Source organism: Streptomyces sp. NPDC056734 (assembly GCF_042790455.1).
Lineage (GTDB): Bacteria > Actinomycetota > Actinomycetes > Streptomycetales > Streptomycetaceae > Streptomyces.
In genome coordinates, this window is record NZ_JBHTZD010000002.1 from 444,166 (window position 1) to 457,206 (window position 13,041).

Sequence of the window (13,041 nt, forward strand, 5' to 3'; positions counted from 1 at the left end):
CGTCGGGCGGCTGGGGCAGACCGAACACGAGGTTCACCGGCAGCACCCGGCCCTTCGAACGGGCGTCCGTTCCGGCATCGGTCGTCACATACCGATCGAGCCTGTCAACGGCGCATGACAGGCTCGGTTCGGGTTGATGTCGCCGGTGTTACGTCACACCTCGGCGTAGCTGAGCCGTGCCGTGGGCTCGGCGGCGGCCCGCTCCTCGGCCCGCACGGCCGGCCGTCGAAGGTATACGGCCCAGGTGACGGCGAAGCAGAGCCCGTAGAAGAGGAGGAAGGCGACGAAGGCGCCGGTGCCGGAGCCCGCGGTCTGGAAGGACTGCCGGAAGGCGAGATTGATGCCGAGTCCGCCGAGCGCGCCGACGGCCCCGATGAGCCCCATGGACGCCCCGGACAGCCGCCGCCCGTACGCGACGGCCGCCTCCCCGTCGAGCCCCTTGCGCAGGGCCTTGCGCTGGAAGATCCCGGGGATCATCTTGTACGTCGACCCGTTGCCGAGCCCGCTGAGCACGAAGAGGGCGATGAAGGCGACGGTGAACAGCACCAGCGACTCCTGGACGCTGGCGAGCACGACGAAGCCGGTCGCGGTGGCCATGCCGACGTAGTTCCACAGGGTGATGCGCGCCCCGCCGTACCTGTCGGCGAGGGCCCCGCCCAGCGGCCGGATGAGCGAGCCGAGCAGCGGGCCGATGAAGGTGACGTAGGCGGCCTGGAGCGGCGTACGCCCGAACTGCGTCTGGAGCACCAGCCCGAACGCGAAGCTGTACCCGATGAACGAACCGAAGGTCCCGATGTAGAGGAAGGACATGATCCAGGTGTGCGGGTCACGGACGGCGTCCCTGGCGGCCCCGGTGTCGTTGCGCAGGGTCGCGAGGTTGTCCATGCGCAGCGCGGCGAGGACGGCGGCGAGCACGATGAAGGGGATGTAGATCCCGAGGAGTACGCGGGGGCCGCCCCCCGCGCCGATGACGGCGAGCCCGGCCAGCTGCATGACCGGCACCCCGATGTTCCCGCCCCCGGCGTTCAGCCCGAGGGCCCACCCCTTCTTGCGGAGCGGGAAGAAGGCGTTGATGTTGGTCATGGAGGAGGCGAAGTTGCCCCCGCCGACACCGGCGAGCATGGCGCACACCAGGAAGGTGGTGTACGAGGTCCCGGGCTCCATGACGGCGAGGGCGACGACCGTCGGGACGAGCAGGGCGCCGGCCGAGACGATGGTCCAGTTCCGCCCGCCGAAGAGCGCGACGGCGAAGGTGTACGGCACCCGGACCACGGCGCCGACCAGCGTCGCCATCGACACCAGGAAGAACTTGTCGGCGGGGGTGAGCCCGTACTCGGGCCCCATGAACAGCACCAGCACCGACCAGACGGTCCAGATGGAGAACCCGATGTGCTCGGAGAGCACCGAGAAGGCGAGATTCCGCCGGGCGACCTTCTCCCCGCCCTCCCTCCAGAACCCTTCATCCTCCGGATCCCAGCGCTGGATCCACCGTCCACCCCTACTGGGGGCGGCCGGTGCGGGGGCCGTACTCGGGGGTGTCATGACGCCTCCAGGGGCTCCGGGGCTCGGGGTCTGCGAGCGACTGAGTCCTGAAGGTAGGGAGACGTCGTTTCGGCGCTGTGGCGGGGGGTGACCGGGGAGGAACGTTGCTCTCACGGTGGGTGGGGGTGGGGTGAGAGAAGAAGAGCGCCGCTGTCCCTCTGTCCCGCTCTTCTCCTCCCCGGCCTCTGGCCCGGACCCCGTTACGCCCCGGCCGACCCCGTGACGAACGGATTCCCCTCACCCGGAAGCCCCTCGTCCGGGACATACCTGAGCCGCCCCTGCGCATCGGTGACCGCCATGAGCCCCGCGGCACGCATCCGCTCTTGCCGCCGCGCCCAGAGCCGGGGGACCCAGATGAGCGCGAACACCCCCAGCCCGGCCGTCAAAGCCCAGAATCCCCCGACGGCGGCGACTACAGCCACGTTGTCGCGGAACACATAGATGGGCATGGCGCAGAGCAGCGTGATCCCCAAGAACGCGAACAGTAGCCTCTGCCAGGGGCTGTACTGCTTGTACATGTCCCACTCGATCCGCATCTTGAACAGCCGGATGTCCTTGTCCACCAGTGCGGGCAACTCACTGCCCGACGCGGCCAGCGGATATCGCGCCCAGTTCGCCGCGGCCCGCGTCTGCCCCTCCGCACTGGGGTCCGGCACAAGGATCAGCTGGAACTCTTCGTGCCCCGAGGCATCCGCGTAGCGATAGCCGAACTGCTCCGCGTAGAACGCCAGCCGCGCCATCGTCGTCAAGGTCATCAGCTGTGCGCGCAGAAATACGGTCCGCCCACCGGCCATCTCCCGAAACATCTTCCTGACCAGCCGCTTGCGCATCGCCGATCTCCCCCCGTCGCTCGACCCATGTCATTTTCTCAACTACACAGTGGTACCAGTGGAGTTGACGGCATCTTCGCATCCACACCTGTGTGGGCGGGGCGGAGAGTCGAGTGAACAGATGAACTTGAGCGAACAGACAGAAGAATCCGAAGGTGCTGGTCGATGTCGTCGCGGGCTGCTTCCGGGCCCCGGAGGGAACCGATCTCGACCAGGAGTTCTAGACGGCTCTGGACGGCCTCGATCCGGCCCGTCGGCCCCCGCTCTCCCTTCCGTCCGGCCACAGCTGTGGTCGCCGTTTCGCCGCCAGGTCCTCCGCCCAGCCGAAGGCCACGACGCACACGCCGATCAGGACCCACGTGAGCGCGAACACCGGCCAGGGGCTCTCCAGGAGCCACGAGAAGTGCTGCCACATGATGTCGATCTCCCACAGCCGGTCCCACTGGGTCACGATGATGAGGATGCAGATGTTGTGCCAGAGGTAGATCGTCACCGCGCGGGAGTTGAGCAGGGTGATCGGGCGGGCGAAGCGGCGCAGCCGGTTCGGCCACTCGGACCAGGACGGGCTGATGTGCAGCAGCAGAAGCACCGTGCCGAAGGACCACAGGGCCTGGGCGAGCGGCATGCTGTCGAGGTCGTTGCCGTTGCCGAAGTCGTGGTTCAGGGCGTACCACAGGCCCACGCAGGCGATCGCCGGGGCCACGGACGGCACGATGTAGCGGGGCAGGCGTTTGAGGATGCCCTCCTGGTGAGCCATGCCGAGGATCCAGCAGGCGCCGAACGTGCTGAAGTCGGTGAGCGCCGACGGGAACCGCTCGCCCGGCAGCACGATCCAGCCCCGCTCGAACGCCAGCGCCAGCGCGATCGGCATGAACACCGTCACCACCGGCATCGCCCGCAGCGCCTTCAGCAGGAACGGGGAGAGCAGCACGTACCAGAGGTACGCCCGGATGTACCAGAGCGGTCCCGCGAAGTCCGCCGCCCAGTTCTCGCCGACGAACCCGTGGATGCCGGGGAGCCCCTCGGCGTACGGCGGGTCGCTGAACGGGAAGATCCAGTACAGGAGATGGAACCACCACCAGCCCGGGTACCCCTCGGAGTCCGGGCCCCAGCCCTGGAGGACCATCCCGGTCACGCCCACCACGCCCAGCACCCACAGCGGGGGCAGCAGCCGGCGGATCCGGCCCCGGATGACCTGCGACGGCGGACGCTTGAGCGAACGCGCCATGAGATTGCCGGCCAGAGCGAACATCACGCCCATGGACGGAAACACCAGAGGCAGCCACGCCCAGCCGGTGAGGTGGTAGAGGACGACACGGAAGAGGGCGAGCGCGCGCAGCAGGTCGAAGTAGCGGTCGCGGACGGGGCCGCGGGGGGCAGGAGGGGTGGGCATCGCGGGCGCGGCCACCCCGGGAGAAGGCTCCGGCGTCGTCATCACCGGCGATCCCTGGAAAACGCTCCGCGCGCCGTGATCGTACGAGCTTTGATCGAATGAGCTTTGGTCGAACGAACTCTGGCCCGGTGGATAGTGGCCCTGCGGACCTTGGCCGTAGAGACCTTGACCTTGATCATGCGGACCTTGGCCGTACGAACGGTCGCCGTACGAGCCTTCGCCCTGCGGACCCTGATCGAACGGACTCTGATCGAACGGACCCTGACCGTGCGGACTTTGATCGTACGGACTCTGACCGTGCGGACTCTGACCGTGCGGACTCTGACCGTGCGGAGGATCGTACTTGCGGTCGTACATGGGGACGTCCTGTCAGCCCTGGTGGTGCCACGTGTGGGTCGGTTGCTTGCCGGGGCGGGGCGCCGCGCGGGGCGCCGACCGCTCTGGGACGCGTCGTTCGTTCATCGCCGGTGTGATCGCGGCCCCGCCGGCGCCTGGGGACGGGCGGTTGCCCGGGGGTCTCCGCCGGGTCCCGGCAGCCCCACCGCGCCCGTCCGCCGCAGCTTCTGCCAGCGCAGCCGGCCGCCGGTCAGGGCGGTGATCCAGGACTGGAGCAGGACGACGTACATCAACTGCCGGTAGAGGATCTGCTGGAGCGGCAGCGAGATCAGATGGGTCATGCGTTCACGGTCGAGCCGGAAGGCGTACGCCGCGCAGACCGCCTGGACGAGCAGAACGCCCGCCCACGCTCCGATCGTTCGCTCGGTCGGACCGAACACCAGGCCATAGATGAGGAACACATCGATCAGCGGCGCCAGGAGCGGGGCCAGGACCATGAAGAGCGAGACCAGGGGCAGGCCGACCCGCCCGAACCGGCCGGACGGGCCGCGGTCCACCAGCGCCTTGCGGTGCTTCCAGATCGCCTGCATGGTGCCGTACGACCACCGGTAGCGCTGCGACCACAGTTGCTGCACCGACTCCGGGGCCTCGGTCCACGCGCGGGCGTTCTCCGCGTAGACGACCCGCCAGCCGTCGCGGTGCAGGGCCATGGTGATGTCGGTGTCCTCGGCGAGCGTGTCGTCGCTCATGCCGCCGACCCGCTCCAGGGCGGAGCGGCGGAACGCGCCGACCGCGCCGGGAATGGTCGGCATGCAGCGCAGCACGTCGTACATCCGGCGGTCCAGGTTGAAGCCCATCACGTACTCGATGTGCTGCCAGGCGCCGATCAGCGAGTCCCGGTTGCCGACCTTGGCGTTGCCGGCCACCGCTCCCACGCGCGGATCACCGAACGGCTGGACCAGCTCACGTACGGTCGACGGCTCGAAGACCGTGTCGCCGTCCATCATGACGATCAGATCATGGCCGGCGTTGGCGATCCCCCGGTTGAGCGCGGCCGGCTTGCCGCCGTTGAGCTGCCGTACCACCCGCACGCCCGGCAGCCGCAGATCCTCGACGATCCGTGCCGTGCCGTCCGTCGAACCGTCGTCCACGACGATCACTTCGATCGGATGATCGCTCGCCATGAGCGAACGAACAGTCTGCTCGATGCATTTCGCCTCGTTGTACGCCGGAACGATCACGGACACCGGTTCCGTGATCGGTGGCCCCCAGCGGAAGTTCGGGCGCCGCACCCGGCGTGCGTGCACCACGGAGAGGATCAGCATCATCCCGAAGCGGGCGAAGACCAGGACACCGATCACCGCGAGAGCGACGACCAGCACATCCGTGATCGTCCCGGACGCCTGCACCAGCACGATCCAGGCATCACCCTTGAGCGCCTCCACCCCCGTGACAGGCGTGTGCGCACTGGGCGCGTCCAGGGCCCGGGTGAGCGTGTCGAAGCGGTACCCCTTGTCCTGGAGCCGGGGAATGTACCGATCGAGCGCGGCCACCGTCTGCGAACGATCACCACCGGAGTCGTGCATCAGGACGATCGCGCCCTGGTCCTTCTCCTTCGGCAGCGCCCGCCGGATGATCTCCTCGACACCCGGCCGCTTCCAGTCCTCGCTGTCGGCGTCGTTGACGACGCTGATGTAGCCCTTGCTGCCGATGTACTCGGCCACCGGCCACGACTCGTTATCCATGGCCCACGGGAACGACGAGTACGGCGGCCGGAACAGCGACGTGCGGATCCCGGCCGCGCCGGCCAGCGCGAGCTGGTTCTGGGACAGTTCCCAGTCGATGCGCTCTTTGGACTGGAACGACAGGTCGGGGTGGTTGAAGGTGTGCAGCCCGATCTCATGGCCCTCGTCCACGATCCGCTGCACCAGCTTCGGATAGCGCGAGGCCATCGTGCCGGTGATGAAGAAGACGGCGTGTGCGTCGTACTTCTTGAGCACGTCGAGCACGCGCGGCGTCCAGACCGGGTCCGGGCCGTCGTCGAAGGTCAGGACGAGTTCACGGTCGGGGAGCCGCAGGCTGCTGATCCGGCCGTCACGCGTGTCGATCACCGGGCCGCCCTTGAGGACGTCCTGGGGGACCTCGCTCTTGGAGACCGGTTCCCGGACCCGGTGATCGGCCAGGATCTCGCTGTGCACATAACCGCTCAGCATCAGCATCGCCATCAGGGCGACCAGGACGAGCGCGGGCAGCAGCAGCCGCATGGGCAGGCGGCGGCGCCGTGGGCCGGAGGGGGCGGATCCCCTGCGGCGGGAGCGTATGGCCATCAGAGGACGTACTCCGGGGACGGGGAGAGAGGAGAGGGAGCGGAGAGCCGTACGGCGGTGAGCGAGCCGCCGGGCGGGGTGGAACCGGCGGAGAGGCCGAGGGGAAGGTCATGGGGGAGGCCGGGGGAAGGGCCGAGGTCGACGGGGAGACCCGCGTAGGAGGCGCGCTGCGCGGAGATCCCATCAGCGGAGAGCGCATCAGCGGAGACCCCGTCGCCGGAGACCCCACCAGCGGAGATCCCATCGGCGGACACCTCCTCCGCCACACCGCCCTGCGCCGCCGCACCGCCCGCGCCCCCGTCGCCGCCGCCCGCCTCACCGGCGTCGGGGCTCGCGCTGGTGGTGGGGCCGGTGGGCGAACTCGGGGGCGACTCGGACCCGCCCGGCTCGGGCGGGCTGCTGGCCGGGAGCGACGGCTCCGGATCCGGGTCGGTCGGGCCGGTGCCCGGCGTGGTCTCGCCGCCGGTCCGGGGCGGCGGCTCGGGCGTGACCGAGGTGTCGGGGTCGGCGGAGGCGGTGGCCTCGTCGGACGCGGTGGGGCCGGTGTCCGGCGAGGGGAGCGTGTCCTCGCTCGCCGACGGCGAATCCTCGGGCGCGCTCACGCCGGGGTCGGCGGACTCGGCCGACCGCACGGGCGCGGGGGTGGTGTCGACCTGCCCGGCCGGCTGCTCGTCCTGCTGCCCCGGCACGGGCAGCCAGGGCGCGTCGGAGTTCCCGGACACCAGCGTGGCGACGATGACGACCGCGTAGACCGCGCAGGCCATGGCCACGGCGATGCCGATCCGCCGGAACCGACGGCTGCGCCGCCCGCTCTCGTCGACGAACACCGGTCCGTCGCCCCCGTCGTGCCCGTCCCCCGGCGCCGCCCGCACCACCCCACCGGCCCCGAGCTGCACCGCGTCCAGCTGGACGGTCACCTCATGAGGATCGTGGGAGTGCGCGGCGGCGGTGCCCGGCGAGGTCGGCCCACCCGGCCCACCCGGCGGGAGTACGGCGGTCTCGTCGCCCGATCCGGTGTACGGCCGTCCGGCATCCGTGGGCGGCAGCACCTCGGTGGCACCGGTGAGCGGAACCCCCCACGACCCGACGGACGGCGTGGCCGCACCGGCCCGCCCGGTCGCCACGGCGTCGTCACCAGCGGTCAGCGCCTCGGTCCCACCTGAGGTGAAGCCGGAGGAGAAGCCGGAAGAGAGGTCGGGGGAGCCAGTGGGGTCCGCGGAGCCGACAGTGTCGGCGGAGCCGAGGGGGTCGGTGAGACCGTCCGGGCCGTCGGCGAAGGCCGCCTGGTCCACCCCATCCATCCGCTTCGGCGGCAACGGCCGCGTCGACGGCATGGCCCGCATCGGCTCGAACGCCCGGAAGGTCTCCGGCTTGCCCCCGGACCCGTCACCGTCCGTTTCGCCCCCGGAGCCCCGGCCGGTTCCTCCCGTGGCCGGTATCTCCCCCGTCCTGGCCACAGGCTCGGGCCATTCCGGTTGGGCGTCTTCTCGCCACTTGTTCACGTACGCACTTCCCCCCACGGGACAGTTCCGGAAGCGCGGACGACCCCGAGCACCCGTCGACCGAACCAGGCCCCCACCCGGTTCCAGCGCCCCCATTACCACACCGTGCTCGCGCGATGAATGTAGCGCACGCGCGGGATATGTGTTCGCCGTGTGTCAGTCGTGGACGTTCATCACGTCCAGATCGTTGGCCGGAATCCATCCCCCCGCAGGCCGCCGCAGCCACCCCTTCTCCGCTCCGAGCTGCGCGGCTGCCCGGCGGAGGGCGGTCAACCCGGGATGCACCAGGCCCTTTCGCCAGACGAGCGAGACCGGCGACAACGGCACCGGATCGATCAACAGCCGATGCACGGTTCCGGCCATGGCTGGAAACTCCTCCACGACGAGGATCGGGGTGCCCGTCTTCGCCATCACCCGCTCGAACTCCTCCTCGCCGATCGCCAGCGGATAGGGGGACGCGACCTCGATCCCCCGTCCCTCGAACAGGCGACGCGCCAGATCGGTCCACTCCGGGGTGCGCGGATTCCCGTCCCCGGCGTAGACCGACTCCCCGGCCAGCTCGGCGAGCGGCACCCGGTCGCGGCCGGCCAGCCGATGCCCCCGCGGCAGCAGCACGGCCATCGGCTCGTACCGCACCGGCTGCTGCTCAAGCCCGGCCCGCAGCACCGGGTCCAGCCCCGCGAACCGCCCGAACGACGCATCCAGCCGCCCCGCGAGCACTTCTCCCGCCGCCCAGGTCAGCCCACTCTCGTAGCGGGCCATCAGCTCCAGGTCCGGCTCCAGTTCGCGCGCCCGGTGCAGCACCCGCCGGGCCGTACCGAGGCCGGGCGAGTTCACATCGACCAGCAGCGGCCGGGCCGGGGCGAACGCCGCGAGCAGTTCGTCCTGCGCCCGCAGCACCCGCCGCGCATACGGCAGCAGCCGCTCACCGTCCCCGGTCAATGTCACCTGCCGGGTTGTTCGTACGAACAACTCCGCGCCCAACTCCCGCTCCAGCCGCCGTACGTCCCTGCTGAGCGCCTGCTGTGCCACATACAGGCGCGCGGCGGCACGGGTGAAGTGCAGTTCCTGTGCGACGGCGACAAAGGCGCGCAACAGCCTGGGGTCAAGATCGGCGGGCATCCGCGCAACGTAGCCCACGATTCACAACCAAGGCGCGTGAATATTCGATCAGAAGGTGTTGGACCGAACGATCAAGCGCGGGCGACCGTGATGCCCATGCCGCAACCGCCGTACGCCGACCGCCGACCCCCGGGGAACTCCGCAGCCGCGCCCGCCGCCCACACCGCTCCACTCCTCACCGTCACATCCGACACGCTCATAGCCGCAGACTTCCGCCCGCGCACCCTCACCCTCACCCACACCCACACCCACACCCACACCCACACCCAGCATCATCGCCACCGCCACCGCCACCGCCACCGCCACCTCCACCGCCCACCCGGCCCGTACCGCACGCTCTTCGCCCGCCCCGGCACTCGGGCCTTCACCGCCGGGAATCTGCTCGCCCGGCTACCGATGGGCATGTTCAGTGTGAGCGCGGTCGTGATGATCGCCGGAACGCGCGACTCGTACGCGCTCGCCGGAGCCGTCACGGCGACCGGCCTCGCCGCGACGGCACTCGCCGCCCCCTGGACGGCCCGGCTCGTCGACCGCCACGGCCAGGCCCGGATCGCCGTACCGGCCACGCTCTGCGCGGTCCTCGGCAGCCTGGCCCTGGTGCTGTGCGTCCGCCACGACGCCCCCGCCTGGACCCTGTTCGCCTCGTACGCCGCCACCGCGACCACGCCGAACATCGGCGGCATGTCCCGGGCCCGCTGGGCGCATCTGCTCGCGGACGACCCCGAGGCGCTGCACACCGCGAACTCCTTCGAGCAGTCCGCCGACGAGCTGAGCTTCATGCTGGGGCCGGTGCTCGCGGCGTTCCTGTGCGGGACGTTCTTCCCGGAGGCGGGCACGCTGACCGGGGTGGTGCTGCTGGTGAGCGGCGTGCTGCTGTTCGCCGCGCAGCGCTCGACCGAACCGCCGCCACGCCCGGCGACGGCGTCCGGCTCACCGCTGCGGGCGCCCGGCATGGTGCCGCTGCTGGTGATCTGTCCGGCCATGGGCGCGGTGTTCGGTTCGATGGAGGTGGTCACCCTGGCATTCGCCGACGCGGCCGGGCATCCGGTGGCGGCGGGCGTGGTGCTGGGGCTCCAGGCGGCCGGTTCGTGCGCGGCGGGCCTCGCCTTCGGGGCGCTGCGGCTGACCGGCCCGGCCGAGAAGCGCTACCCGTGGTGCATCGCCGCGATGACCGCGCTGCTCCTCCTCCCTCCGCTCGCCGCGTCCCTGACCGGTTCGCTCCTGCTGGTGGCCGCCGCGTTGCTGATCGCCGGGATGGCGACCGCCCCGACGATGATCACGGGCATGACCCTGATCCAGCGGCGCGCGCCCGCCGACCGCCTGAACGAGGCCATGACGCTCGCCGTCACCGGCCTGCTCGGCGGTATCGCCTGCGGCGCGGCGGTGGGCGGCTGGGTCGCCGAACACCTGTCCCCGACGGCGGGCTACGGCCTGCCGGCCACAGCGGCGGCGATCGCTCTGTTGCTGGCCCTGCGTCCAGGCAGGTAGCCGTCTGCGGACACAGCTCTGATAACACAGCACAGCTCTGTGGACACACCGAAGGCCCGGTGGTCAATGACCACCGGGCCTTCGTCATGGAGATCGTGGAGATGGCGGGAATCGAACCCGCGTCCAACGGTGCGGAATCAGGGCTTCTCCGTGTGCAGTCCGCTGCGCTTTTCTCAGCCCCGGAGATCACGCGGACAAGTCTCCGACGGGCTCAGTCACTGTTAGATTTCCCTCTTCACCCCGTGACCGGGATCAAGGTTTAGTTCCCTAGCTGATGCCAGGATCCGGGTCGGGAACAGCCCCGGGCTGACACTTCGCAAGTCGCTACTTAGGCAGCGAGGGCGAAGGAATCGCGCTTGGTATTGGCGATTATTTTTTTCGGCCTGTGGTTTACGAGATCATTGCCGCTTCCTCGACACGCTTCCCCTGCTTCGACAACCGCTGTCGAAACCGATCATCCCCATGTGGTGTTTTCAATCGACGCACCGTCTTGGCGGCGCTTCTGCCATCGTACGGGATCAGCACAGCGCCATGCCAGCGTATTCCCGGCGACCGGCGGGCGACGGCGGCCAACGGGTGACAGCGCCCGGCGGACGGCCGCGACCAGCGGGTCACCGCACCGGGCGGCGGCTCACGCCCGCTGCCGCCGCCGCACCGCCGACACCGCGCGGTCGGCCTCGCGCCGGTCCTGCTTCTCCCGCAGGGTCTGCCGCTTGTCGTACTCCTTCTTGCCCCGCGCCAGCGCGATCTCCACCTTGGCGCGGCCGTCCTTGAAGTAGAGGGCCAGCGGCACGATGGTGTGCCCGGTCTCGCCCGACTTCGCCTCCAGCTTCTCGATCTCCACCCGGTGCAGCAGCAGCTTGCGCTTGCGGCGGGCGCTGTGGTTGGTCCAGGTGCCCTGGGTGTACTCCGGCACGTGCACGTTGTACAGCCACGCCTCGTGCCCGTCGAGCTGGACGAACCCGTCGACCAGCGAGGCCCGGCCCTGGCGCAGCGACTTCACCTCGGTACCGGTGAGGACCAGTCCGGCCTCGTAGGTGTCAAGGATGTGGTAGTCGTGCCGCGCCTTCTTGTTCTGCGCGATCAGCTTGCGCCCTTTTTCCTTAGCCATAGTGCCGCCCATTTTCGCACTAGGGAGGGGGTGCCCGGGAAGCGATTAAGCACGACCGCAAGCACAACCGCAAGCACGACCTCGACCTCGGCCACAGGAACAGCCGCAAGCACCGGCACCGGCGCAAGCACGAGCGCAAGCACGAGCACGAGCACGAGCACGAACGATCAGATCGTTCGATCACCCACCCGGCGCCCCACCACCCCCACAGCTACCGCCCCAGCCCGGTCAGCACCGTCTCCGCCCGCTCCAGCGCCTCCGCGTCGGCCTCCAGGTCGGGCGTGATGCCCTGGCCGTCGACGCCGCGGCCGGCCGGGGTGCGGTAATGACCGACGGTCAGCTCGGCGACCGAGCCGTCGGGGAGCGGGGTCGGCATCTGCACGGAGCCCTTGCCGAAGGTGCGGGAGCCGACGACGACCGCGCGGCTGCGGTCCTGGAGGGCCCCGGTGACCAGCTCGGCCGCGCTCATCGTGCCGCCGTCGACCAGGGTGACCAGCGGCCGGGCGGTGTCACCGCCGGTCTCGGCGTGCAGGGCCTGCTCCTCGCCGTCGACGTCGTACGTGGCCACCAGGCCGCCGTCGAGGAAGGCGGAGGCGGCGGTGACGGCCTCGGTGACCAGCCCGCCGGAGTTGCCGCGCAGGTCGAGCACGACCCCCGTACCGTCCGGGGCCTGCCGCACGGCGTCCCGTACGGCGTCGCCGGAGCCCTTGGTGAAGGCGACCACCTTGATCACGGTGACCCCGCCGGGCAGCTCGCTGACGGTCACCGAGTCGGTGGACAGCTTGGCGCGGTGCAGAATCTGCTCCCACGCGCGCGTGCCGCGTTCCAGTCCCAGGCGGACGCTCGTCCCGACAGCCGCGTCCTGGGCGTCGCCGCGCAACAGCGAGACCACCTCGGTGACCGGCAGGCCGGCGACGCTCCGCCCGTCGACGCTCACCAGCCGGTCGCCCGCGCGGATGCCCGCGGAGGCGGCGGGCGAGCCGGTGCTGACCTCGGTCACCTCGATCCGGCCGTCCGGCTCGCGCCGCGCGAACACGCCGACGCCGGTGTACTCGCCGTCGAGGGCCTCCTCGAACTCGGCGTACTCGCCCTCGGTGTACACGGCGTCCCAGCGCTCCCCGCTGCGGCTGACGGCCCGCTCGGCGGCCTCCACCGGGGACTCGCCCTCGGCCATGGCCTCGGCGGCGGCCTCGGCGACGCCGTGCCGGCCGGCCGGGGCGGCGGCGCGGGTGGTGCCGGGGTCCGGGGCCGCGGGCGCCGCCACCGGCAGCGAGCCGGTCGCGGCGCCCGCCACCAGCACGCTCGCGAACACCAATGTCAGGGCGGCCCCGCGGCGGAGGCGGCGGGGCTGACAGAACAGGTCACGGCCTGACATGGCGGTGAGTCTAGG

Annotated in this window: 9 protein-coding genes and 1 other RNA gene; 1 reads left to right on the plus strand and 9 read right to left on the minus strand. The window is 70.6% G+C overall.

Going from position 1 to position 13,041, the window contains the following annotated elements; translation table 11 throughout:
- Positions 1-153: 153 nt before the first annotated feature.
- The 6 genes from ACFRFC_RS03995 to ACFRFC_RS04020 all read right to left on the minus strand — a co-directional run bounded on the left by ACFRFC_RS03995 (position 154) and on the right by ACFRFC_RS04020 (position 9,052).
- Positions 154-1,542, minus strand: coding sequence for a nitrate/nitrite transporter (locus ACFRFC_RS03995; protein ID WP_382681244.1), 1,389 nt, complete (start codon positions 1,540-1,542; stop codon positions 154-156).
- Between the two features lie 200 nt (positions 1,543-1,742).
- A complete protein-coding gene (locus tag ACFRFC_RS04000; RefSeq protein WP_382681241.1) occupies positions 1,743-2,372 on the minus strand; it encodes a hypothetical protein in 630 nt (209 codons plus the stop codon).
- Positions 2,373-2,592: 220 nt separating this feature from the next.
- Positions 2,593-3,807: an acyltransferase gene (locus tag ACFRFC_RS04005; protein WP_382681238.1), complete on the minus strand. Its 1,215-nt coding sequence runs from the start codon at positions 3,805-3,807 to the stop codon at positions 2,593-2,595.
- Between the two features lie 416 nt (positions 3,808-4,223).
- On the minus strand, positions 4,224-6,428 hold the full coding sequence (locus ACFRFC_RS04010; RefSeq protein WP_382681235.1) for a glycosyltransferase: 2,205 nt from the start codon (positions 6,426-6,428) through the stop codon (positions 4,224-4,226).
- Positions 6,428-7,762 carry a hypothetical protein gene (locus ACFRFC_RS04015; protein WP_382681233.1) on the minus strand — a complete coding sequence of 445 codons (1,335 nt, stop codon included), beginning with the start codon at positions 7,760-7,762 and terminating at the stop codon, positions 6,428-6,430. Before ACFRFC_RS04015 ends, ACFRFC_RS04010 begins: the two co-directional genes overlap by 1 nt.
- Positions 7,763-8,086: 324 nt before the next feature.
- A complete protein-coding gene (locus tag ACFRFC_RS04020) occupies positions 8,087-9,052 on the minus strand; it encodes a LysR family transcriptional regulator (protein WP_382681231.1) in 966 nt (321 codons plus the stop codon).
- Between the two features lie 96 nt (positions 9,053-9,148).
- Here ACFRFC_RS04020 and ACFRFC_RS04025 point away from each other — a divergent pair, with 96 nt between their 5' ends.
- Positions 9,149-10,540 (plus strand): MFS transporter, encoded by a 1,392-nt coding sequence (locus ACFRFC_RS04025; RefSeq protein ID WP_382681228.1) that lies wholly within the window; start codon positions 9,149-9,151, stop codon positions 10,538-10,540.
- 93 nt (positions 10,541-10,633) lie between these two features.
- On the opposite strand, the gene ssrA is transcribed toward ACFRFC_RS04025, so the two are convergent.
- The 3 genes from ssrA to ACFRFC_RS04040 form a co-directional block, all read right to left on the minus strand.
- Positions 10,634-11,002, minus strand: a transfer-messenger RNA (tmRNA) gene (ssrA, locus tag ACFRFC_RS04030).
- A 169-nt stretch (positions 11,003-11,171) separates the two neighbouring features.
- Positions 11,172-11,651 carry an SsrA-binding protein SmpB gene (gene smpB / locus ACFRFC_RS04035; protein WP_382681226.1) on the minus strand — a complete coding sequence of 160 codons (480 nt, stop codon included), beginning with the start codon at positions 11,649-11,651 and terminating at the stop codon, positions 11,172-11,174.
- A gap of 211 nt (positions 11,652-11,862) precedes the next feature.
- Entirely contained in the window at positions 11,863-13,026 is a 1,164-nt protein-coding gene (locus ACFRFC_RS04040) for a S41 family peptidase (RefSeq protein WP_382681221.1), read from the minus strand.
- Positions 13,027-13,041 lie beyond the last annotated feature (15 nt).

Coding starts and splice junctions, on each gene's coding strand:
- ACFRFC_RS03995 (WP_382681244.1), bottom strand. CDS start 1,542: ATGACACCCCCGAGTACGGCCCCCGCACCGGCCGCCCCCAGTAGGGGT.
- ACFRFC_RS04000 (WP_382681241.1), bottom strand. CDS start 2,372: ATGCGCAAGCGGCTGGTCAGGAAGATGTTTCGGGAGATGGCCGGTGGG.
- ACFRFC_RS04005 (WP_382681238.1), bottom strand. CDS start 3,807: ATGACGACGCCGGAGCCTTCTCCCGGGGTGGCCGCGCCCGCGATGCCC.
- ACFRFC_RS04010 (WP_382681235.1), bottom strand. CDS start 6,428: ATGGCCATACGCTCCCGCCGCAGGGGATCCGCCCCCTCCGGCCCACGG.
- ACFRFC_RS04015 (WP_382681233.1), bottom strand. CDS start 7,762: ATGCCGTCGACGCGGCCGTTGCCGCCGAAGCGGATGGATGGGGTGGAC.
- ACFRFC_RS04020 (WP_382681231.1), bottom strand. CDS start 9,052: ATGCCCGCCGATCTTGACCCCAGGCTGTTGCGCGCCTTTGTCGCCGTC.
- ACFRFC_RS04025 (WP_382681228.1), top strand. CDS start 9,149: ATGCCGCAACCGCCGTACGCCGACCGCCGACCCCCGGGGAACTCCGCA.
- smpB (WP_382681226.1), bottom strand. CDS start 11,651: ATGGCTAAGGAAAAAGGGCGCAAGCTGATCGCGCAGAACAAGAAGGCG.
- ACFRFC_RS04040 (WP_382681221.1), bottom strand. CDS start 13,026: ATGTCAGGCCGTGACCTGTTCTGTCAGCCCCGCCGCCTCCGCCGCGGG.